Consider the following 19,912-nt stretch of genomic DNA (forward strand, 5'->3'; position numbering starts at 1 on the left):
CGGGCGTTCGGTTCGGGCTGCTCACGCGTCCTGGCTCCGGTGCGGCTCGATGGCGGCGATCTGCCGGTGGGGGCGGGCAGCGACTACGCTAGCGGACTTGTGGAACCCGTCTATCGGACGATCATCGGGCTCGCCCGAACCGTCTTCTTCATCGAAGGTCTGAAGTTCACCGTCAAGGGTGATGAACACATTCCCGCCCGGGGTGGCGCCGTGCTGGCGGTGAACCACACCGGCTACATGGACTTCACCTACGCGGGCCTGCCGGTGCGCACCCCGAAGCGCTACATCCGGTTCATGGCCAAGAAAGAGGTCTTCGACGACAAGATCTCCGGTCCGATCATGCGGGCGCTCAAGCACATCCCGGTCGACCGTTCGGCGGGCGCGGACTCCTACAAGGCCGCGGTGGAATATCTGCGCCGGGGCGAACTGGTCGGCGTGTATCCCGAAGCGACGATCAGCCGCAGTTTCGAGATCAAGGAATTCAAGTCCGGCGCGGCGCGCATGGCCATCGAGGCGGAGGTGCCGATCATCCCGATCGTCATCTGGGGCGCGCAACGGGTGTGGACGAAGGGTTTCCCGAAACGGCTCGGTCGCACCAACACGCCCATCTCGATCGCGGTCGGCGAGCCGATCCAGCCATTCGAGCCCGCCGCGGAACTCACCGCCGAGCTGCGCTCGACCATGCAGGAGATGCTGCTGGACCTGCAGAAGGACTACGTGCACGAGCCCGGGGCGTACTGGGTTCCGGCCCGACTGGGCGGCAGCGCTCCTACCCTGGAAGAGGCGGACGCGATGGACGCCGCCGAAGCCGAGGCGAAGGCCGCCCGCGAGGACGCGGCGGATCAGTAACGGGAGCTGTGATGGCGCGGGAACCGGTCTACGACATCCTCACCGGCTTGGCCCGCGCCATCTTCTTCGCCCAGGGTCTGCGCATCGATATCGAAGGGCAAGAGCAAATTCCGCGCTCCAGCGGCGCGGTGCTGGCCGTGAACCACACGGCCTACCTCGATTTCATGGAGGTCGGACTGGTCGGGCGGAAGTCCGGCCGCAATGTCCGGTTCATGATGAAGGCAGAGCTCGAGCACGGCATCGTGGGCTTCCTCATGAAGCACTGCAAAGCGATCGGCGTCGACCGCACGGCGGGCGCCGAATCGTATGCCCGCGCGGTGACGGCGCTGCGCGAGGGCGAGCTGGTGGTGGTATATCCCGAGGCGACGATCAGCCGTAGCTTCGAGCTGAAGGAATTCAAGTCCGGCGCGGCGCGCATGGCGGTGGAAGCCGACGTCCCGATCGTTCCGCTGGTCATCTGGGGCGCCCACCGGATCTGGACCAAAGACATTCCTAGACAGCTCGGCCGTCACAAGTTCCCGGTGCACATCCGCATCGGCGACCCCATCCCGCCTGCCGAACCGGCGGAAGAACTCACCGCCACACTGCGCACCCGCATGAACGAGCTGCTGGACCGAGCGCAGCAGAACTACCCGATGCAGCCGGGCGCCCGCTGGGTGCCCGTCCGGCTGGGCGGGACTGCTCCTACTCTCGCGCAAGCCGCCGTCCTGGAGCGGGAGGAAATGGAACGGCGACGCCGGGCCAAAGAGCGCCGACAGGGCGGCACCGCTATCGGATCACCCTAGGTACGGTCGCGTTCTTTTCTCTGCGTGATGCCGCAGGCGGAGGCGGACCGACTCGTGCACGGGTTCGCCTGCGAGCTGTTCGACCGAAAAGAATCGGACGTCGGTGGGCTCGTCACTGACCGTCAACCGCCCCCCGACTACCTTGCCGTAGAAGGTGATGTTGAATTCCTGGCGCACCTCACCGTCAGAGTAGGCGATGACATGCTGCGGATCAGTGTAGATACCGAGGAGACCGGTGATTTCGATATCGAGTCCTGTCTCTTCCTTGGTCTCCCGAATCACGCACTGCTCGAGGGTTTCGCCGATCTCCATGGTGCCGCCCGGCAGAGACCAGTTGCCCGAATCGGCTCGGCGCTGCATGAGGATCGCGCCTTCGTCGTCGACGACCAGAGCGGACCCACCCGGAACCAGACTATTGGCTCTCGGAGCGGCGGGATCTCGGTAGTAGTCGCGTCGATTGACCATCTCTGCCTTTGATCGGGATAGCGAAGTGTCCGGCCGGGCGCGATGGTTCTCCGGCCCGTGGTTCGATCGGTACGCGTGATTCAGACGAGCATTGCTTGGATTTCGGCTATGCGTCGGTCGAGACGTGCCGAGTGCGCGGTGTCGGCTGCGGTCTGTGCCTCGCGAACGGTGGCCCGTGCCGCGTCCAGGTCACGAGTCTTCAGGTATGACTCCGCGAGCCAGGTGCGGTACAGGGCTACCTCACGGACTCGGTCGGTGGAGAGTTGCTCGATCGCTCCGGAGAGTAATGAGTGTGCCTTTCGGGGCTCGTCCAGTTCTACGAAGCACCTGCCGGCCATCACGTCTATCTCGGTACGGTCCACCCAATACACCCACTCGGGCTCGGGAATGTCCGGTGAACGGCGGTCGTAGGCGTCGTCCACCGCATCGAGCGCTCGCTGGGCTGCGTCGGGATCGCGTGTGCGTGCGCATGCCCACGCCAAGCGGTCGGTGAGCAACGACCGGACTACCGGAGGCGCATCGGTCGCTCCCTTGACGGCGGTGCGTGCGAGCAGCGCTGCCTCGTGCGGGTTGCCGACATTGGCGATCTGATAGCTCAGACTCGACAGCAGTTGCGCCGTCAAGACGCGGTCTCCGGCGTCATCAGCCGCTGACGCACCGCTCAGATACAGACCTTGTGCGTCGCCATACCTGCCTGCGTCGCTCGCTACCCAGCCCGCCAGTTGGGCGAGTTCACCGGCTACGACCAGCAGTCGCTTGCCCACTCGTTCGGAATAGCTGCATTCGATGATGACCTCCCGCGCGCTCTCGAACTCTCGTAATACCAGCGGGAATAGTTCCTCTCCGCCGATGCTGTCATCCAGGTGCCGCAGTTCGACCACGCGGCGTTCCATCTCGGTCGCCAAGGAATCGCCCACCCGTCTCCCAGCGGAGGCATGCGTCTTCGGTGCGGAGTCTGCCACCAGCCATTCGTGTGCGATACGGATCGGGTCCGGTGAGGGGGTCATGAGGGCGCTTATCGGGATGTTCAGCGCGCGTGAATAGCCGATGATGTGTTGCTGTTTCACCTCCCGCTGCCCGTTCTCCAACATACCGAGCAACGACTTGCTGTAATTCGTCTTCGCCGCGAGCGCGGCCAGGCTGACTCCTCGGCTTTGCCTGGCGGCCCGGAGCAGTGATCCAGGATTCTCCATCGATCCCACGCACCCCGATTCTGTGGACTTTTGTGGACGGCAAATCGACTCCGCGCCAAACGGATTCATTCGAGACTACTACGTAGCGCCTGGTAGCGGGCGGTCCGAAGCGCAGTCGGGTCGCCGCTCGCATCAATTGTCTTCGAATAAGAGCGGGGGTTTACGAATGGAAGCTTGGGGCGACACTCCACTGTCACGGTGCCAGTTCTATCGGCGGGAATGCGGTCTGCCTGCCGTGATCGACCCTCCCGAACTCGGTCGGATCGTGATGCGTGCGGGATCGGTGTGGGCGATGACGATGCCCGCTCGGCTGGGGCAGGCGGTCAAGGCGCACATGCAGAGCAGAGGTGTGGCGCTGGGACCCGTTGTCGGGCATCCGCGTTCGGGACGGTGGACGTTTCTCATCCAGCCGGATCTGCCCGATGACGTGCGGCTGTTCGCCGAGTTGTTCCGGCTGGACGTGGCGGTCGCGCGGGCGGGAGCGACGATCGCGCTGCCTTCGCCCACAGCATCGGTCGGTGCGATCAGGCGCTGGATAGTGCCGCCGCGCAGTGGTTTCCGTCCCTCGGGTGCGGTCGTGGTCGAAGCCGTTCGGGCGTGGGCGGACCAGATGCCGCGTACTCGGCGGGGGTCCGGAATGGCTCCCCATGCCGGATGAGGAGATGCGCGCTCGGCGGTTCCTCAGCGTCGAGGAGTTGCGATACCGGCTCGCGCACGATAATCCGCACTGGCCTGTCTCCGATCCCGAGAGTGCGAGGCAGGCGCTCGAGCTGCACCGCGACTGCGATTTCCTCTCCTGCGCGACGCTCGTTGCGGCCGTGATCGTCAGCCGTGAGAACTACCGATACTTTCGCCGCGCCCATACGAACGCCGTCGAAGCTCGACGCCGTCGCTCGGCGCCAACTCTGGGATCAGGTGCGTGATGTGCGGCGATTCATCCACGAATGCATCGGAGACGGACGTTCACGTCAGTGTGTTCCTCCACGGTCTGCGGCTGGATTGCGCCGCGTGTGTCTCGGCGGCGATGACGTTCGCGCGGGAGTGGCGGCACGCGCATTACCCGGACGCGGTGGAGATCTTTCTCGATGGAGTAGCGGGCTTACCTCGTTTACCTTGCGAACGCTTGTACTGCGAGCGTCCGCTCTACCCGCCGACCGAAGGCGAGCGAATGCCGACCGCCCGTGCCGCTACGCCGACTCCGAGTCCGGACAGCCGGCAAATCCGGAAAGGTCCGGAGTCGAACTTCGAGATTCGCCAAATTGGGTCCGATCAGCGCAGATGAGTGAGGGCACGACAAGGAGAAGGGGTGGGGATCTCACCCCGAAGGAACGACGTCGGCGCGACGCCCATCAGCCTGCGGAAGTCGGCCGTCATATGGGACTGGTCGTAATAGCCCGTGGCGGCCGCGAGGTCGGCCCACGGTGTGTCTTCGGCTCGGGAGAGAACGCGCCGAAGGCGGGCGATACGGACGAAGTGCTTAGGAGAGACGCCGATCCCGCTGGTGAACAGGTTGCGGAGCTGACGCTCGCTGACGGAGAGCCGCGCGGCCAGCGCGGCGATCGGGAGTGGGTGGTCGGCTCCGATGGCGGCCACGGCGGCGGTGAGCAATCGGCGGTGGGCGCGGTAGGCCGGGTTGTCGGGAATACGGCGCGGCAGCTCGTCCTCGAGGTACGCGACGACCTCGTCCTGTTCGAGTTGGATCAGCTCGGTGGCCAGGTGAGCGGCAGGACCGGGCAGGTCGCGCAGTCGCACCACGCGATCGGTCAGGTCCGCCGCCGAAACCCCGAGCAGGGCGGGGACCGCACCCGGGGCCAACCGCAGCCGAAGGCAGCCCGCGGGTTTGCTCGCGCGCGAATAGATCGCCTTGGTCTGCGGCCCGACGACGAGCGCGACACGGGTATCGCCGGTCTGCGTCCGCATGCCGCGGGGATAGCTGTCGGCGTCCCCGCCCTCGCTGTGCTCGGCGCGGAGCACGATCGTGGCCGCCGTCTGCGGAATGTGCGCGAACGATTCGGGCAGGTCGCGCACCGTCGGGATGCGGCCGGATTCGGTCAGCCAGGCCCGCAGCGAATCCGGCGCCGGTGCGGACTCCTCCATCAGCTCGGCGGTCACGACGGACGGGCGCAGCAGGGTGGTCACCGCATCCACTGTAGGCAGCGCAGGCCCGGCGAGGTGTGCCGAAATTTCCTAGAGACCAGGGCGTATGCCCCGGCACGGTGGTTCGCATGATCGTGATCACCGGTGCCACGGGCACCATCGGAAGTGAAATAATCCGGCAGCTCGCCGAACGCGGTGAGCCGGTCCGGGCCGTGACGAGGGACCCCGGTCGTGCCCGGGTTCCGGCGGGCGTCGAAGTAGTGCGTGGTGACTACTTCGACCTCGCGTCCATCGCCGAGGCGATGAGCGGCGCGCGGGTGGCCTTCTTCGTCGGTGTGCTCGGACCGGAGTACGTGGAGGCCGATCGAGCCCTGATCACCACCGCTCGGGACGCGGGGGTCGGCCGCCTCGTCAAGCTCTCCGCCATCGGTACCGGCGATGCCGGACTCGGCCGCGTCGGCACGTGGCATCTATCCGGCGAGCAGGCCGCGCGAGACAGCGGCGTCGAATGGACGATCCTGCGTCCGAGTTCCTTCGCTTCCAATACGTTGAGCTGGGCTGATGCGATTCGCTCCGGGCAGCCGGTGCCGAATATGACCGGTGATGCCGCCCAAGGGGTGATCGATCCCCGCGATGTCGCCGGGGTCGCCGTCGAAGCATTGGTGTCCTCTGGGCACGCGGGCCGGATCTACGACCTCACCGGTCCGGAACTGCGCACCACCCATGATCTGGCCGCCACCTTGGCTGCCGTCGCGGGTCGTCCGGTGGATGTCGTGGACATTCCGGAAGCAGAGGCGCGCGAATACATGCTGGCGTCCGGAATGTCCGTCGAATACGCGGACGGGGCACTGGCGGGCCAGGCTTACGTGCGCGCGGGAGGCAATGCGATCGTCACCGCGAACGTGGCCCGAATTCTCGGCCGCGCGCGGACATTCGCCGAATGGGCGACCGACCATGCGAGTGCGTTCGGCGCTGTCGAAAGCGCACAGTAAGCTGTCTGTGATTGGCATCACATCGAATTGCCGAATGCTGCCTGCTCGGCAAGGGTGACATGACCGGCCGAAGGGCCGGTGCGCTTACATGAAAAGGGGATTCGGATGCGTCGACGGGTCATGACCGTCTTGGTAGCGCTCGTTGCGGGAGGTTCGGCCGCCGCGTTCGGTGGCGCGAGTGCGTCCGCGGTGGCGGTGAACCCGTTCCCGGGTGGCACGGAGGTCTACTTCGACAACAACGAATCCGCGGCGATCGCCAACCTGAACCTCGGGCCCGCGCTGAGTCAGGTAGCCGTCGCTTGGTCGCCTGGAGCGAAAGCGCTGCTCGCGGAGGGCATCACCGAGCACGCCCGGTGGGCGGGCGAATCCCCGACCGGCGGGGTGTCGATCGAGGTGTACGGGTCGTTCCTGCGGCCCGATCTGGTCACGGTGACCACGCTGCGCGGCTGAGCTGTTTTTCCATTTCGGATTTCGGTGTGCCGGGGGTACGCTCGCCCATGGCGTTATGCGCATGCTTTGCCGGAATCGGCGTCACTCGGGCGTAGAGCTCGGGCGGCGGCTGCGAGCAGGCATGCGGCGACGCACCTGGCCGCTGGATGCCGCGCAACCTGCGCTGCGCGTTCGGCGAATGCCCACATGGAGACCTCCTGGCGGTTGCCCGGACGGGACGACACTACGCGTGCCGTCCCGTCCGGTGTTTTTCGTTATCGCGCTGTCGATCGGAAGCTACGCAGCCGCAGGCTGTTGGTGACCACGAAGACCGAGGAGAACGCCATCGCCGCGCCCGCGAGCATCGGGTTCAGCAGGCCCGCCATCGCCAGCGGGATCGCCGCCACGTTGTAGGCGAAGGCCCAGAACAGATTGCCCTTGATGGTCGCGAGCGTGCGGCGGGACAGGCGGATCGCGTCCGCTGCCGCCCGCAGGTCACCGCGGACCAGGGTCAGGTCGCCCGCTTCGATGGCCACGTCGGTGCCGGTGCCCATGGCCAGCCCCAGATCGGCCTGGGCGAGTGCGGCGGCGTCGTTCACGCCGTCGCCCACCATCGCAACCACTTTGCCCTCGGCTTGCAGCCGCTTGACCATGTCGACCTTGTCCTGCGGCAGCACTTCCGCGATCACCTCGTCGATACCGACCTGCGCGGCGATCGCGTCGGCGGCTGCCCGGTTGTCGCCGGTCAGCATGATCGGTGTCAGGCCGAGGGCGCGCAGTTGGGAAACCGCCTCCGCCGAGGTCGCCTTCACCGCATCGGCCACCACGAGCACCCCGCGGGCCTTGCCGTCCCAGCCCACCGCCACGGCGGTCTTTCCCTCGGCTTCGGCCGCGCGCATCGCCTGGGTCAGGTCGTCGTCGAGGTGCTGTGACCAGTCGGCCAGCAGCCGGGCCCGCCCGACGAGCACCGCATGGCCGTCCACCATGCCCTGCACACCCAGGCCCTCGACGTTCGCGAAGCCCTCGACCGGCTTCAGCGAACCCACCCGCTCGCGGGCACCCTTGGCGATGGCCTGGGCGATCGGGTGTTCGGACGAGTCCTCCAGCGCTCCGGCCAGTTCCAGGATCCGCGAGACCTCCTCGCCTTCGGCGGGGACGACCTCGAGCAGGGTCATCTTGCCCGCGGTGATGGTGCCGGTCTTGTCCAGCACGATCGTGTCGACCCGCCGCGTCGACTCCAGCACCTCGGGGCCCTTGATCAAAATGCCCAGTTGCGCGCCGCGTCCCGTGCCGACCATCAACGCGGTGGGCGTGGCCAGACCGAGCGCGCACGGGCAGGCGATGATCAGCACCGCCACCGCGGCGGTGAACGCCGCGGCCACGGACCCGCCGGCGCCGAGCCAGAATCCCAGCGTCGCGACCGACAGCGCGATCACGATCGGCACGAAGATCCCGGAGATCCGATCGGCCAGCCGCTGCGCCTGTGCCTTGCCGGTCTGCGCGTCTTCCACCAGCTTCGCCATCTGCGCCAACTGGGTGTCGGAGCCGATCCTGGTCGCGCGCACCACGATCCGGCCGCCCACGTTGACGGTCGCGCCGACCACGGCGTCGTCCGCGCCGACCTCCACCGGCACCGATTCACCGGTGAGCATCGAGGCGTCGACGGCCGAGGAACCTTCCACCACGATGCCGTCGGTGGCGATCTTCTCACCGGGCCGCACCACGAACCGATCGCCGACCGCCAATTGCTCGACGGGAACGCGCTGCTCGGTCCCGTTGCGGAGCACGGAGACCTCCTTGGCCCCCAGCTCGAGCAATGCCCGCAGCGCGGCACCCGCACGCCGCTTGGCGCGCGCCTCGAAGAAGCGCCCGGCCAGGATGAATGTGGTGACGCCCGCCGCGGCTTCGAGGTAGATGCTGCCGGTGCCGTCCATCCGGGAGATGGTGAACTCGAACGGATGTGTCATGCCCGGGGTGCCCGCGGTGCCCCAGAACAGCGCGTACAGCGACCAGCCCAGGGCGGCCAGCGTCCCCATCGACACGAGGGTGTCCATGGTCGCGGCGCCGTGGCGCAGGTTGGTCCACGCCGCGCGGTGGAACGGCAGCGCGCCCCACACCACCACCGGCGCGGCCAGCGTCAGCGACAGCCACTGCCAATTGGTGAACTGCAAGGCCGGGATCATCGCCATGGCGATCACCGGCACCGACAGCGCCAGCGAGACCAGCAGGCGGGTGCGCAGGGCGGCGGCGGGGTCGTCCTCGGCGACGGCCTCCTCCGACCGTTCCGGCTGGGCGGGAAGGGCGGCGGTGTAACCGGCCTGTTCGACGGTCGTGATCAGCTCGTCCGGTGAGACGTCACCGGTGACTTCGACGCGGGCCTTTTCAGTGGCGTAGTTCACGGTGGCGGTGACACCGTCGAGCTTGTTGAGCTTCTTCTCGATGCGCGCGGCGCAGGACGCGCAGGTCATTCCACCGATCACGAGTTCGACCTGCCCGGAGGGCGGCGGTTGTGTCGCGGTGGTCATCGTGGTTGCTCCGTTCTGTGCGACGCGGTGCGGACGGTCGGCGGGTCAGTGTCCGTGACCGTGCGGCGCCGGCTGCTGACCAGTGTCTTCTTCGTGGGTCGATGCGTCCACGGCGGGGGTGCCCGGCGCGACGGTCAGGGTGAATTCGGCGGTACGGACCACGCCCTCGTGCTGGAAGTCGAGGAACAGGCGGTAATCGCCCGCGCTCGGCGCCGTGACGGCGAAGGTGATGTTCGGCCCGGCCGCGGTGACACCGTCGCCAGGGTGGCCTTCGGGATGGACGTGCAGGTAGCCCAAGTCGGCGGCGCGCAGTGCCACGAGGTGTCCATAAGCCCCGAGGTAGGGCTGCAAGTCGGTCACCGGTTTGCCCGCGCGGCTCACCGAGAGCGTAACCGTCGAGGTCCGGCCGGGGACGACGACGCCGTCCAGCGTGATGGTGTAGTCGCCGACGGCGGCGGTCGAGGTCGCGGCAGGCAGGGGCCGGGGGTCGTAGGCGCCCGCCACCCGCAGGTCCGCGCCGAGAGTCAGGTTGTCGCCGCCCTCGGGAGTGAAGTCGGCGAATACCCGGTAGTCGCCGCCGCGGGGGAGATCGAGCGGGACGCTCCAGGTTCCGTTGCCGTCGAGCACCGGATGCACGTGCTGGTAGCCGACCATGTCGCGCCGCACGACGATCAGGTGCAGATCCTTGTCGTGGGTACGCACGTAGCGAGTGACGGCCTTTCCGTCCCGGTCGAGGATGCGCAAGTGCAGCGGCGCGTTCGCCGCGGCGGTGGTCTGGGTCGTGTCCAGCCGCAGGGTGTAGCCGCGGTCGGTTGCCATCATTCCTCCAGGTAGTGCGTCGGGGTGGACTTCACCCCGGTCGGCGGGGCCACCCTCGTGAGCTGCCGCGTCATGGGCGGCGGATTCGGTGGGCTCCGGCCCGATGACCGAACCGGCCGCGAGGGCGAGCCCGAAGATCGCGGCGAGGCCGAGGGCGAAGCCGCCGAATTTGGTGGATGCGTTCATCGGTGTGCTCCGTCCGTCAGTCGGCGACGGCGTAACCGGCGCGCTCCACGGCGGCGGTGAGTTCGGTGCGCTCCACCGGGTTCGCGCTCTCGACGGTCACCAGTCCGGCGGCGAGATCGACGGCGACGGATTCGACGCCGGAGATGCGGCCGATCTCGGTGCGCACCGAAGTGGCGCAGCCCCCGCAGGTCATGCCGGTGACGGTCACGGTGGTGGCGGTACTCATGGTCGTTCTCCTTGTGCGGTTGTCCGTGCTTCCTCTTTACCTTACCCCCCTAGGGTATATTTCCATCAAGCCCGGCGCAGACGAAAGCCCGGTCCGCGACGAAGGTCACGGGCCGGGCTCGGCGTGCGGGTCCGGAGGACGATCCGCATACTGCGGTCTTCCTGCTCTCTGCGTCCTGGATCCGTTTCAGGTGCCAGGCAGGCGGCGGATGAAGATGTGGCCCTGCTCGCGAGTGCCGCCCCGCAGAGTTGTCGCGGGACGGCAGTTGCTCGGTTCGAGTGGAATGGTCGGGCGCGAGCGGTGGCTGAGGGCGCTGCTCACGGATGCCGCCCCGCTGGGGTGTCGCGGGGCGGCAGTGATCAGGTCGAATGCAGGTTGCGTGCCGTGGGTGAGGTTTCGGTCGTGGCCGGGTCGGGATAGGTGCCGAACAGGCGGTCGGCGGTGCCCGAGCTGGTGACCGTGAACCAGTAGTGCTCGTTCTTGTAATGGTGATGGCGATGGTTGCGCCAAACCGCCCGGTACAGCGCGCGTTTCGGCTTGTAGTCGGTGTGGATCAGGTAATGCGTCCACTCGTAGCCGAGGCCGAGCAGGGTGATGGTGATCAGGAAGGTCAGCCCGAGGCCCAGGCGCGGGAATGCGAACACACCCAGCGCGATGAGCACGACGACCAGCACCGACAGCGTCTTCGTCGGGATGAAGATCAGCGGGATGTCGCGCGGATCGACATGGTGCTCGCGATGCTTGCGGGCCAACTCGCTGTCGATCGCGATCGGACCGAGCCGCCGTGGCCGCCAATGCAACACGGTGACGTGCACGATCCACTCGAAGACCGGGAAAGCCGCCAGCATCACGGCGGGAACCAGCAGATCCGTCGGCTGCCAATCGCCGACGACGAGCCGGGCGATCAGTGCGCCCACCAGCGTGGTCCCGATCATCCACGGCGAGGGGTGGCGGAGGAATTCGGCGAAAGCCTGGCCGAGGGTGAGTCCACGGCGCAGCGCCCGCTCGTCGCGGCGCACCCGCGCCCGTGCCTGGACCTCGACCGGATCGCGATCGGATGCCTTGGGTTTCGTCATGGTGGTTCCTAGCTGTGCGTGACCGGCGGTCCGCCGAGGACCTCGATCAGAGCGGTGGTCGCCGGCTCGAGCAGCGCTCGAGCGCTGGTGGCGGCCTTCTGTGGCCGGCCCGCCACGATGGCGGCGGCCAATTCGCGGTATGCCTCGACGTTGCCCACCTCGGCGGACATGATCGGGGCCAGCGCCGCGAGCGCCGGTTCATAGGCGGCGCGCAACATGTTGAACATCAGCCGGAACACGATCGAGTCGGCGGCGTCCACCACGTGATCCCAGAACTCCATCGCGTGCCGCTGCTGGGCGATCGGATCTTCTTCGGCGGCGAGCGCGTCGACCGAGGCCTCCAGCAGCGGGCGTACCTCGTTCGCTCCGACCGCTCCGACCCGGCGCGCGGCCAGCTCCGCCACCTTCGGCCCGTTGTGCAGCCGGGCCTCCAGAATGCTGCGCGCGACGGCCGGGTCCAGTTCCCCGGCCTGTACGAGCAGCCTGGGCAGCACCTCCAGCCCCGCGCCGCGCCGATAGTCCAGCACCGTCGTGGCGTCTCCCTGCCGCACGGAGACCAGCCCGGCGGCGGCCAGCCGCTGTAGCGCCTCTCGGACCGCGGGCCGGGACACGCCGAGCGCCTCGGCCAACTGCCGCTCACTGGGCAATGTCGCTCCGGGCGCCAGCTCGCCGCTGAGCACGTCCGCGGCGATCTGTTCGAACACATCCGCCGACACCGACCGCTTGACCACAGGTTGCAACGCCATGGCTCCACTGTGCGCCTTACTGGTCAGGAGGTCAAGTGGTCAGACCAATTCGGTCGCGGGCGTTGTCGGACGGGCTGCTCTGGTAGCGTCCGGCGCCGTGAGTGAAATCCCCACCGCCGCTGACGAGTCGCGGTTCTGGAGCATCGTCGAGTCGGCGTGGGAGCGGACAGGCGCCGAGCCTGCCGCGCTTCGGAAGACATTGATCCACCGGGAGAACGACGACGAGGCATACGCCATCGACGAGCATCTGAACGCGTTCCTCGACCATCTGCGTGCGCTGAGTGCGGGGCTGTCGGCCGAGGAACTCACCGTGCTGGACCGGGTGCTGGAGCGGAAACTGTACGACATCGACCGCGCCGACATCCAGCAGGTCACGGACGGCTCGGACGACGGCTTCCTGTACTGCCGGGGGTTCATCGTCGCGATGGGTCGTGACTTCTACGACGCCGTGGTGGCCGACCCCGAAGTGGCTGTGCTCGACGCGGAGTGCGGGGCCATGTGCTACTTCTTCGCCGATCTGCACCGAGAACGGTTCGGCGGCTTCCCGGCCACCGGTTCCGGCATTTCCCGGGAGAGCGTTTCCAATCCGGCCGGTTGGGGACTGACGAAGTAGCATCCGCCCGATTTCACGTGGGGTCGGAGCCTCCGATGGCGGAGAGCCAGATCGAGCACCCGGCGGCGACGGTGGTGGCGGCGAGGAAGGCGGGAAGGCCGCCCCCGTCGAGGTAGACCCACAGGAGCGCGGCGATGGGGGCGGCGACGGTGGATTGCGCGTCGAGCAGGAGTCGGCGGCGCAGCCGGGTGGACTTCGCGATGAGAACGGGCGCGTCGGGGTCGGGACGGGTGGGGTTGTCGATGAGGCGGCCGGGCGGCTCGACGTCGCGGATGCGTCCGGACGGGTAGAGGCGTCGCCCGTCGACGTGGATCGCGCGGTCGAGTTCCGCCTCGTTCTCGGTAAGGGTGACCAGTGCCGGGTCGAAGTAGACCGGAAGCCAACGCGGCCGGCCGGTGCCTTCGACCTGCAACCACGACCGGCTGACCAGGCGATGTTGCTGTCGGAGGCGAGTCACCCGCGCCGTTCGCGCGCTGCCCGAGCGCCAGAACGGAAGCGCGCCGAAGGCGACGGCGAGCCGATACCCCGTGTAGCCGACGATGCCGAGCGCGACGGCCGAAATGGCCGCCACTTGATCCAGAGTGCCGAACGGCGCCCAAGCGGCACAGACCGCCAGGGCGCCGAGCGTCACCGTGAGTGGATAGGCCAGCGGGTGGCCCGATCCGAAACTCACTTCAGGAAACCGATTTTCGTGTAGTCCAGTGACGCGAGACCCGCGGCGCCGTAGTTCGCCAGGTCGGCGCGCACACCGACGTTGCCCGCGGACTGCATCAGCGGCAGCGAATGGCCTTCCTCGAACACCTTGCGGTCGACCTCGTTGGCCAATTCCATCGCCTTCTTCGGGTCGAGTTCGGACACCGTCTGCTCGATCAGCGCGTTCAGTTCCGGCGACCCGATGCGGCCGTAGTTGCCCTGCAGATCGTTCGGGTTGTAGCCGTAGATCTGGTTCAGGCTGCCGAGCGGGAACGGGTCACCCACCCAGGTCCACTGCCCGACGTCGAAGTTGCCCGGCTGGATCACCTCGGTGAAGAAGCCCCTGCCCGGCTTGGTCTCGATGTTCATCTTGACGCCGATCGCGGCCAGGTTCTGCTGGATGATCTGCGCGATCTGCACCCAGGTGTCCTCCTGGTACATGACGTCGCGGAACTCGAGTTTGCGGCCGTCCTTCTCGCGGACGTCGCCGTTGAGCTTCCAGCCCAGGTCGTCGAGTTCCTTCGCCGCGGCCGCCGGGTCGAAGCCGAGGCTGTTGTCCTGGTAACCGGCCTGACCCTGGATGTACACGTGGTTGTTCAGTGGCTTCGGGTTCTCCACCAAGCCGTTCTGGATGGCGGTGACGATGCCCTGCCGGTCGATCGCCTTCGAGATCGCCACGCGCAGCTTCTGGTCGGCGAGGATGGAACCGGGAGCCCCGTTGAACGTGAAGTGGTTCCAGCTGTTGCCGGGAGCCCGCCGGATGGCGATGCCGGGGGTGTCGCGCGCGGTGCGCAAGTCGTCGCGCGTGCCCAGCCCGACCGCGTCGATCTCGTTGTTCTGCAGCGCGGGCAGTTGCGCGGCGGAGTCGAGCACGCTGAAGGTGATCGTGTCGAGCTTGGGAGTGTCACCCCACCACTTCGGGTTGCGACCGAGCACGATGCGTCCCTGCGCCCGGTCGGTGGACTGCACGATGAACGGTCCCGCGGTCAGCGTGATGCCGTCGACGAGGCTCTTGTTGAACGCCTCCGGCGTAGCGGTGACGGACTTGGGGAACAGGAAGGTGTTGCCCGCGAATTGTCCCCGCCACTCGGCGTAGTGCTTTTTGAACGTGATGATCGCCTGCCGGTCGTCGACGCCGCGTTCGACCTTCTCGACCCGGTCGAAGCCGCTGTTGTTGGCGATCAGGAACGACTTGTCCGCGCCGCTGAGCGCGTTGGCCTGGGACTGGATGTCCTCCCAGGTGATCGGGGTGCCGTCGGACCACACCGCCTTGGGATTGATCGTGTAGGTGACCTGCTGCGGTTCGGTGCTGGTCAGCTGGATGTCGGTGAAGTAGTCGGTGTTGATCGACAGCTCGCCCGCCGCGTTCGTGCGGAAGGCGCGTGGCATCATCGGCCGTTCGAGGGCGCCGGTCTCGGCGTCGTTCCCGTCGTTGGACAGGGCGTTCCAGTTCGCGGGGAACGCCGAGATCGCCAGCCGCAGGTTGCCGCCGTCGCGCAGCTCGCCGACGTCGTGCGGGTTGATGTCGTTGGTGGTGCCGAGTTCGGCGGCAGAGCCCGCGGGAGCGCCCTCGTCGTCCGAACTACATCCGGAGGCCACCAATCCGATCGCGACGGCGGCGACCGCCAGTCGTGTCGTCAGTGAACGAATCCGCATGGTCCGCTCCTTCCCGCAGCGCTGCTGCGTGTCTACTTCAGGAAACCGATCTTGGTGTAGTCGTAGGACGCCAGTCCGGGAGACCCGTAGTTGGCGATGTCGGCGCGAACGCCGAAGTTTCCCTCGGATTGGGTCAGCGGTAGTGAGTGGCCCTCTTCGAAGACCGCGCGATCGACCTGATTGGCCAGTTCGATGGCCTTCGCGGGATCCAGCTCCGAAAGGGTGCGATCGATCAAGGCGTTCAGCTCCGGCGACCCGATGCGACCGAAGTTACCTTGTAGGTCGTCAGGGTGGTACGCGTAGATCTGCGGGAGGCTGCTCAGCGGGAACGCGTCGCCCGAGAAGATGAACTGGGCGGCGTCGAAATCACCGGGTTGGATGACGTCGGTGAAGTAGCCCGCGCCCGGCCGGGTGTCGATCTGCAACCCCACCCCGACGGCCGCCAGGTTCTGCTGGATGATCTGCGCGATCTGCACCCAGGTGGGGTCGTTGTACATCACGTCGCGGACGACCAGCTTGCGGCCGTCCTTCTCGCGGACGTCGCCGTTGAGCTTCCAGCCCAGATCGTCGAGTTCCTTCGCCGAGGCTGCCGGATCGTAGCCGAGACTGTTGTCGCGATAGCCCTCCTGCCCTTGCAGGAAGACGTGGTTGTTCAACGGCTTCGGGTTCTCCACCAGGCCGTTCTGGGTGGCGGTCGCGATGCCCTGCCGGTCGATCGCCTTCGAGATCGCCACGCGCAGTTTCGGGTCGGCGAGGATGGAGCCGGGGGCCCCGTTGAACGTGATGTGCCGCCACCGGTTACCCGGCGCCCGGCGCACGACCAGCCCCGAGGTGCTGCGGACGGTCTTGACGTCGTCGATCGTGCTCAGCCGCACCGCGTCGAGTTCGTTGTTCTGCAGTGCGCCCACCCAGGCCACTCGATCGAGCACGCTGTAGGTGATGGTGTCCAGCTTCGGCCGCTCGCCCCACCACTTCGGGTTGCGAGCCAAGACGATGCGGCCCTGGGCACGGTTGGTCGACTCGACCACGAACGGGCCCGCCGTCGGACCCATGCGGTCGACCAGGCTGTGGTTGAACGCCTCGGGATCGCCGGTCACCGACTTCGGGAACAGCGCCATGTTGCCGGCGAACTGGCCGCGCCACTCCGCGTACGGCTGCTTGAACGTAATGACGGCTTGCCGGTCGTCGACGCCCCGTTCGACCTTCTCGACCCGGTCGAAGCCATTGGAGATAGCGATCAGGAAGCGCTTGTCGGCGCCGCTCAGCGCGTTGGCCTGAGAGCGGAGGTCCTCCCAGGTGATCGGGGCGCCGTCGGACCACACAGCCTTCGGATTGATCGTGTAGGTCACCTGCTGCGGATCGGTTCCGGTCAACTGGACATCGGTGAAGTAGTCCTTGTTCACCGTGAGCTGGCCCGCGGCGTCGGTGGTGAACGCGCGCGGCATGAGCGGCCGCTCGATGTCGCCGATCTCGCCGTCGTTCCCGTCGTTGGACAGCGTGTTCCAGTTCGCCGGGAACGACGTGGTGGCCAGGCGCAGGTTGCCGCCCTCGCGCAGTTCGTCCGGGCTCCTCGGATTGATGTCGCTGGTGGTGCCGAGCGCGTCGGACAGCCCCGTCGCCGACTCGGCGCCGTCCGCGCCGCACCCCGCTACCACGAGTCCGAGCGCGACGACCGGAACCGCCCAGCGCGCCGAGCGTGGCCGGGTGCAGCCTCGCGTGGATCGGATCCGCATCGCGCTCTCCTCTCTACCGACTCACGGCCGGCACCGGCACCGCATCGATCAGCGCCCGCGTGTACTCGTGTGTGGGCGCCGCGAAAATCTGCTCCGCCGAACCGTATTCCACGATCTTGCCGCGATACATGACGGCGATGTCGTGCGCCAGGTTCCGCACCACGGACAGGTCGTGCGAGACGAAGAGGTAGGACAGGCCGCGCTCGGTCTGCAGGTCGCGCAACAGGTTCAGCACACCCGCCTGGATGGAGACGTCCAGGGAGGAGACCGGCTCGTCCAGCACCAGCAGCTCCGGATCCAGCGCGAGCGCGCGGGCGATGCTGATGCGCTGCTTCTGGCCACCGGAGAAGTCGGCGGGGTAGCGGTCGGCGTGTTCCGGGCGCAGCCCGACCTGCTCGAGCAATTCCGGTACCCGGCGAGCGATTTCGGCCCGTGACCGCCCGTCGATGCGCAACGGCTCGGCGAGCGCGTCGAAAACCGGCAGGCGCGGGTCCAGCGAGGCGGTGGGATCCTGGAAGACGATCTGCATCTTCCGGCGGATCTCCCGCCTGCGCGCCTTGCTGAGCGAAGCGACGTCGCTGCCCATGATCTCGATGGTGCCCGCCTGTGGGGAAACCAGGTCGAGGATCTGCGTGAGCGTGGTGGATTTACCGGAGCCGGACTCGCCGACCAGCGCCAACGTGCGCCCGGCACGCACCTCGAAGCTGATGCCGTCGACCGCCCTGACCTCGCCCTTGCGACGGCGCAGCAGCACACCCGAGGTGATCGGGAAGACCTTCACCAGGTCCGAGACCCGCAGCACCACCTCCGAATGCACCTCTGCTTCGGCCTCCGGCTCGGCGATCTCGCGGCGATAGGCCTCGAACAGCGCATCCGTGCCCACCTCGGCAGTGCGTATGCAGGCCGCGCCGTGCCCGGGATCGATCGGCTCCAGCGGCGGTTCCGCGGCCCCGCACTCTTCGATCGAGATCGGGCAGCGCGGGGCGAACGAGCATCCCGGCGGCAGCGAGTGCATGGCGGGCGGCGCACCGACGATCGGGATCAGCGGACGCCGCGGCGGGCCGTCCATACGCGGGATCGAGCCGAGCAGTCCGACGGTGTAAGGCATCCGCGGCGCGTTGAACAACGCCGTGGTGGTAGCGGTTTCGACGATCTTGCCCGCGTACATGACCGCGACGCGGTCGGCCAGCGTCGCGGCGATGCCCATGTCGTGGGTGATCATGATGACACCCGCTCCGGTGATGTCGCGCGCCTTGCGCAGCAGGTTCAGGATCTGCTTCTGCACGGTCACGTCGAGCGCGGTGGTCGGCTCGTCGCAGATGATCAGCCCCGGATCGTTCGCGATCGCCATCGCGATGACCACGCGCTGGCGCTGGCCACCGGAGAACTCGTGCGGAAACGCCTTGGCCCGCACCTCCGGATCCGGGATGCCGACCAGGTCGAGCAACTCCACCGCCCGCTTCGTGGCTTCGCTCCTGCCCATCTTCCCGTGCGCGAGCAGGGCTTCCGCGATCTGCTCGCCCACCCGGTAGACCGGTGTGAGCGCGGAGAGCGGGTCCTGGAACACCATGCTGATGGAACTGCCGCGCAGCTTGGACAATTCGCGATCGCCGAGACCGAGCAGCTCCCGGCCGCGGAACCGGATCGACCCGGTGATCCGCGCCTGCTCCGGCAGCAACCCCATCACCGCCAGCGAGGACACCGACTTGCCCGAACCGGACTCACCGACGATGGCGAGCACCTCGCCGTCGGACACCGTGTAGGTGACTCCGCGGACCGCGTCGATCCGGCCCTCCTCGCTGGGGAAGGACACCCGCAGATCGGTGATCTCCAGCAGTGGTGCGGCCGCGGTCGTCTCGGCCTTCTTCTCGGTGGCGCCCGCGCCTGTCATGCTCGATCCTTCTTCTTCTTCGACCGTGCCCCCTTGGCGCCGGGATCGAACGCGTCGCGCAGTCCGTCGCCGACCAGGTTCGCGCAGAGCACCGTGAGGATCAGCAGACCGCCGGCGAACAGGAACAACCAGGGATAGGTCAGCGCCGATTTGGTGCCCGCCGCGATCAGCGAACCCAGCGACACGTCCGGCGGCTGCACACCGAAACCGAGGAAGCTCAACCCGGTCTCGGCCATGATCGCCGAGCCGACGGTGAGGGTGGTGTCGATGATCAGGATCGAGGCGATGTTCGGGATGACGTGGCTGAGGATCACCGTGCGGGTGGGCGCACCCATGTACCGTGCGGCCCGGACGAATTCGCGATCACGCAGACTCAGGGTCAGGCCGCGCACGATCCGCGCCGAGATCATCCAGCCGAAGCAGGACAGCAGGACGATCAGCAGCAGGATGGAACCGCTGCCCTTGGTGCGCGGCGCGAACAGCGCGATGATGATGAAGCTCGGCACCACCAGCAGCAGATCGACCAGCCACATGATCGCGCGGTCGGTCCAGCCGCCGAGCAATCCGGCCAGCGAACCGGCGGTGGCCGCGATCGTGGTGGACAACAGCGCGACGCACAGGCCGATCACCAGAGATTTCTGCAATCCGCGCAGGGTTTGCGCGAGCACGTCCTGACCGATCTGGGTGGTGCCGAACGGATGATCCAGGCTCGGCGGTTGCAACAGGGCCGTGTAGTCCAGTTGCTGGTAGTCGTAGGGCAGCAAGGGCGGCAGCGCGAAGCTCGCGACGAACAGCGCGATCAGGACCAGGCCGCCCGCGACGGCGGGCTTGTTGCGCAGGAACCGCCGCAGGACCAGCTTGCGCCGTCCGGTCGCGGTGACCTCCGGAGCGCCCTGGACGATGATTTCGGCTTCGGTCATGCTGCCCCTCCTACGGGC

Annotated in this window: 20 protein-coding genes; 7 read left to right on the forward strand and 13 right to left on the reverse strand. The window is 67.5% G+C overall.

The window, feature by feature from the left end; genetic code table 11:
* Window positions 1-99: 99 nt before the first annotated feature.
* Both M8859_RS13495 and M8859_RS13500 read left to right on the forward strand, forming a co-directional pair.
* Window positions 100-849: a lysophospholipid acyltransferase family protein gene (locus M8859_RS13495; RefSeq protein WP_159922417.1), complete on the forward strand. Its 750-nt coding sequence runs from the start codon at window positions 100-102 to the stop codon at window positions 847-849.
* Between the two features lie 11 nt (window positions 850-860).
* Window positions 861-1,634 (forward strand): lysophospholipid acyltransferase family protein, encoded by a 774-nt coding sequence (locus M8859_RS13500; protein WP_195069826.1) that lies wholly within the window; start codon window positions 861-863, stop codon window positions 1,632-1,634.
* On the opposite strand, the gene M8859_RS13505 is transcribed toward M8859_RS13500, so the two are convergent.
* Both M8859_RS13505 and M8859_RS13510 read right to left on the reverse strand, forming a co-directional pair.
* A complete protein-coding gene (locus tag M8859_RS13505; RefSeq protein WP_195069825.1) occupies window positions 1,626-2,099 on the reverse strand; it encodes an NUDIX domain-containing protein in 474 nt (157 codons plus the stop codon). The genes M8859_RS13500 and M8859_RS13505 overlap by 9 nt on opposite strands.
* 80 nt (window positions 2,100-2,179) lie before the next feature.
* Window positions 2,180-3,292, reverse strand: coding sequence for a helix-turn-helix domain-containing protein (locus M8859_RS13510; protein ID WP_249644301.1), 1,113 nt, complete (start codon window positions 3,290-3,292; stop codon window positions 2,180-2,182).
* Window positions 3,293-3,458: 166 nt separating this feature from the next.
* On the opposite strand from M8859_RS13510, the gene M8859_RS13515 reads away from it, so the two are divergent.
* Window positions 3,459-3,950, forward strand: a complete 492-nt coding sequence (locus tag M8859_RS13515) for a DNA-directed RNA polymerase subunit beta (protein ID WP_159922425.1) — start codon at window positions 3,459-3,461, stop codon at window positions 3,948-3,950.
* Window positions 3,940-4,215 carry a hypothetical protein gene (locus M8859_RS13520; RefSeq protein ID WP_195069823.1) on the forward strand — a complete coding sequence of 92 codons (276 nt, stop codon included), beginning with the start codon at window positions 3,940-3,942 and terminating at the stop codon, window positions 4,213-4,215. Before M8859_RS13515 ends, M8859_RS13520 begins: the two co-directional genes overlap by 11 nt.
* 346 nt (window positions 4,216-4,561) lie before the next feature.
* Here M8859_RS13520 and M8859_RS13525 read toward each other — a convergent pair whose 3' ends face one another.
* Window positions 4,562-5,431 (reverse strand): helix-turn-helix domain-containing protein, encoded by an 870-nt coding sequence (locus M8859_RS13525; RefSeq protein WP_201295180.1) that lies wholly within the window; start codon window positions 5,429-5,431, stop codon window positions 4,562-4,564.
* An 86-nt stretch (window positions 5,432-5,517) separates the two neighbouring features.
* Between M8859_RS13525 and M8859_RS13530 the strand changes: the two genes are divergently transcribed.
* Window positions 5,518-6,381: an NAD(P)H-binding protein gene (locus M8859_RS13530; protein ID WP_159922427.1), complete on the forward strand. Its 864-nt coding sequence runs from the start codon at window positions 5,518-5,520 to the stop codon at window positions 6,379-6,381.
* A gap of 105 nt (window positions 6,382-6,486) precedes the next feature.
* On the forward strand, window positions 6,487-6,831 hold the full coding sequence (locus tag M8859_RS13535) for a hypothetical protein (RefSeq protein WP_249644302.1): 345 nt from the start codon (window positions 6,487-6,489) through the stop codon (window positions 6,829-6,831).
* A 254-nt stretch (window positions 6,832-7,085) separates the two neighbouring features.
* Here M8859_RS13535 and M8859_RS13540 read toward each other — a convergent pair whose 3' ends face one another.
* The 5 genes from M8859_RS13540 to M8859_RS13560 form a co-directional block, all read right to left on the reverse strand.
* Window positions 7,086-9,335: a heavy metal translocating P-type ATPase gene (locus M8859_RS13540; protein WP_195069822.1), complete on the reverse strand. Its 2,250-nt coding sequence runs from the start codon at window positions 9,333-9,335 to the stop codon at window positions 7,086-7,088.
* A 45-nt stretch (window positions 9,336-9,380) separates the two neighbouring features.
* Window positions 9,381-10,340 carry a DUF8832 domain-containing protein gene (locus M8859_RS13545; RefSeq protein ID WP_195069821.1) on the reverse strand — a complete coding sequence of 320 codons (960 nt, stop codon included), beginning with the start codon at window positions 10,338-10,340 and terminating at the stop codon, window positions 9,381-9,383.
* Window positions 10,341-10,356: 16 nt separating this feature from the next.
* Entirely contained in the window at window positions 10,357-10,566 is a 210-nt protein-coding gene (locus M8859_RS13550) for a heavy-metal-associated domain-containing protein (protein WP_159922435.1), read from the reverse strand.
* Window positions 10,567-10,925: 359 nt separating this feature from the next.
* The gene (locus M8859_RS13555) at window positions 10,926-11,642 is read right to left on the reverse strand and encodes a sterol desaturase family protein (RefSeq protein ID WP_159922437.1); all 717 of its coding nucleotides are present in this window, start codon (window positions 11,640-11,642) and stop codon (window positions 10,926-10,928) included.
* Between the two features lie 8 nt (window positions 11,643-11,650).
* The gene (locus M8859_RS13560; protein WP_159922439.1) at window positions 11,651-12,388 is read right to left on the reverse strand and encodes a FadR/GntR family transcriptional regulator; all 738 of its coding nucleotides are present in this window, start codon (window positions 12,386-12,388) and stop codon (window positions 11,651-11,653) included.
* A 97-nt stretch (window positions 12,389-12,485) separates the two neighbouring features.
* Here M8859_RS13560 and M8859_RS13565 point away from each other — a divergent pair, with 97 nt between their 5' ends.
* Window positions 12,486-13,001 carry a DUF4240 domain-containing protein gene (locus M8859_RS13565; RefSeq protein WP_201295181.1) on the forward strand — a complete coding sequence of 172 codons (516 nt, stop codon included), beginning with the start codon at window positions 12,486-12,488 and terminating at the stop codon, window positions 12,999-13,001.
* A 13-nt stretch (window positions 13,002-13,014) separates the two neighbouring features.
* On the opposite strand, the gene M8859_RS13570 is transcribed toward M8859_RS13565, so the two are convergent.
* From M8859_RS13570 to M8859_RS13590, 5 genes are read right to left on the reverse strand one after another with little or no spacing between them, the layout of a single operon-like run.
* Window positions 13,015-13,674 carry a hypothetical protein gene (locus tag M8859_RS13570; protein WP_236565351.1) on the reverse strand — a complete coding sequence of 220 codons (660 nt, stop codon included), beginning with the start codon at window positions 13,672-13,674 and terminating at the stop codon, window positions 13,015-13,017.
* Window positions 13,671-15,350, reverse strand: a complete 1,680-nt coding sequence (locus M8859_RS13575) for an ABC transporter family substrate-binding protein (RefSeq protein WP_195069818.1) — start codon at window positions 15,348-15,350, stop codon at window positions 13,671-13,673. Before M8859_RS13575 ends, M8859_RS13570 begins: the two co-directional genes overlap by 4 nt.
* Before the next feature lie 32 nt (window positions 15,351-15,382).
* Entirely contained in the window at window positions 15,383-17,083 is a 1,701-nt protein-coding gene (locus tag M8859_RS13580; RefSeq protein ID WP_159922445.1) for an ABC transporter family substrate-binding protein, read from the reverse strand.
* A gap of 13 nt (window positions 17,084-17,096) precedes the next feature.
* Window positions 17,097-18,974, reverse strand: coding sequence for an ABC transporter ATP-binding protein (locus M8859_RS13585; protein WP_195069817.1), 1,878 nt, complete (start codon window positions 18,972-18,974; stop codon window positions 17,097-17,099).
* Window positions 18,971-19,894, reverse strand: coding sequence for an ABC transporter permease (locus tag M8859_RS13590; RefSeq protein ID WP_159922449.1), 924 nt, complete (start codon window positions 19,892-19,894; stop codon window positions 18,971-18,973). The genes M8859_RS13585 and M8859_RS13590 overlap by 4 nt, the downstream gene beginning before the upstream one ends.
* Window positions 19,895-19,912 lie beyond the last annotated feature (18 nt).

It is taken from the genome of Nocardia sputi (assembly GCF_023501985.1).